Genomic DNA, 1,190 nt, shown 5'->3' on the forward strand with positions numbered 1-1,190 from the left:
CTGCTTGAGCACGGCGATGATCTGGCTGTCGGTAAAGCGGGACTTCTTCATGGAACCTCCTCGAGAAAGGGGACGAGAAAATTCCACTTCTGGCGTCTGCTAATGGGCGGGGGGATTACCCCGATCCAGTGCAGACCACACGGCGGTCGAGGCGACCGTCACCCCGACTGAGCCTCACTGAGGAAATAGCTCCATCAACCATGCCATCTCCTCTTCGTTGAATGCCGGGAAATCATCCGCTGCCCCTGCGAAGGGGCCCGCATCTTGTTCCCACATCACGGTGCTGGACGCTGCCAGGTCGGCGTCCATGGGTGTACCAGGATCCGGGAGGCCGCCCCCGATCCTGGTACGCGGGCGTTTTACACCCCAGCTGAGGGGGGGTAAATGCAGCGCATCGCGCTGTTCGGGAACGCGCACCTGGACAGCTTGCTGTGCGAAGGAACCGGTGACAGAACTCTCCGATCGGGACCGTTTACAGCTGCTGCTTGCCAGCGCCTGGCCCGCCCGGTCTATTGGGCTGGGCGCATCCAGCTCACGCTCCAGCGCATCGGCGAATGCATGCAAAGACGCCTGGTCCGGCGTTTGAGCCGAAGCACCGGACGGTTCGGCCCTTTTTTTCATCCCTGATGCCTGGAGGATACGGTGCCAACGCTGCGGGGCTGGGGGGAGCGTTCCACTGCGGGCCTCGAGTTCGGTGACGCCCACTCTGCGAAATAGCTGTAACAACCCGTGCCTGCTCATCCCGAACTGCGTCATGGCTTCATCAAATGCTTGCGCTGGGTGGGAGTGGCACTGGAAAAAACCCAGCACGCGAGCCACTTGCGCGTGGTCGGCAACGCGAGGGGACGTGCGTTCGGGAAGACGGCGATTGGTTCTTTTGATCAAGGTCGGCGCGTGCGGCAATCCCTTTTTCACTGCCTCCAGCGCAGGACGCCCGCCGAGGCAGGCCAAGGCGACGAGGTGGTCGTTGGTCAACGCGGCCAACGCCTGATCAGGGCGAGATAACTGGGCAAAAATGCTCTCCAGCGCCTGCTTGCCGCCGCCATTGCTGGCGATGGCCACCACCTGCGCCGGGGTCAGGCCATGTTGCTCGCACAGCACCGGCAACAGCCGCTGCACCGTCTCCAGCGCCTGCTTGCCGCCATCATTGCTGGCGATGGCCACCACCTGCGCCGGGGTCAGGCCATGTT

General features: G+C 63.1%; 1 protein-coding gene. It reads right to left on the reverse strand.

From position 1 onward, the window contains the following. Positions 1–991: 991 nt before the first annotated feature. On the reverse strand, positions 992–1,096 hold the full coding sequence (locus tag J7360_RS21560) for a hypothetical protein (protein WP_342343334.1): 105 nt from the start codon (positions 1,094–1,096) through the stop codon (positions 992–994). Positions 1,097–1,190 lie beyond the last annotated feature (94 nt).

It is taken from the genome of Xanthomonas sp. D-99 (genome assembly GCF_017746145.1).
GTDB lineage: Bacteria > Pseudomonadota > Gammaproteobacteria > Xanthomonadales > Xanthomonadaceae > Xanthomonas > Xanthomonas cissicola.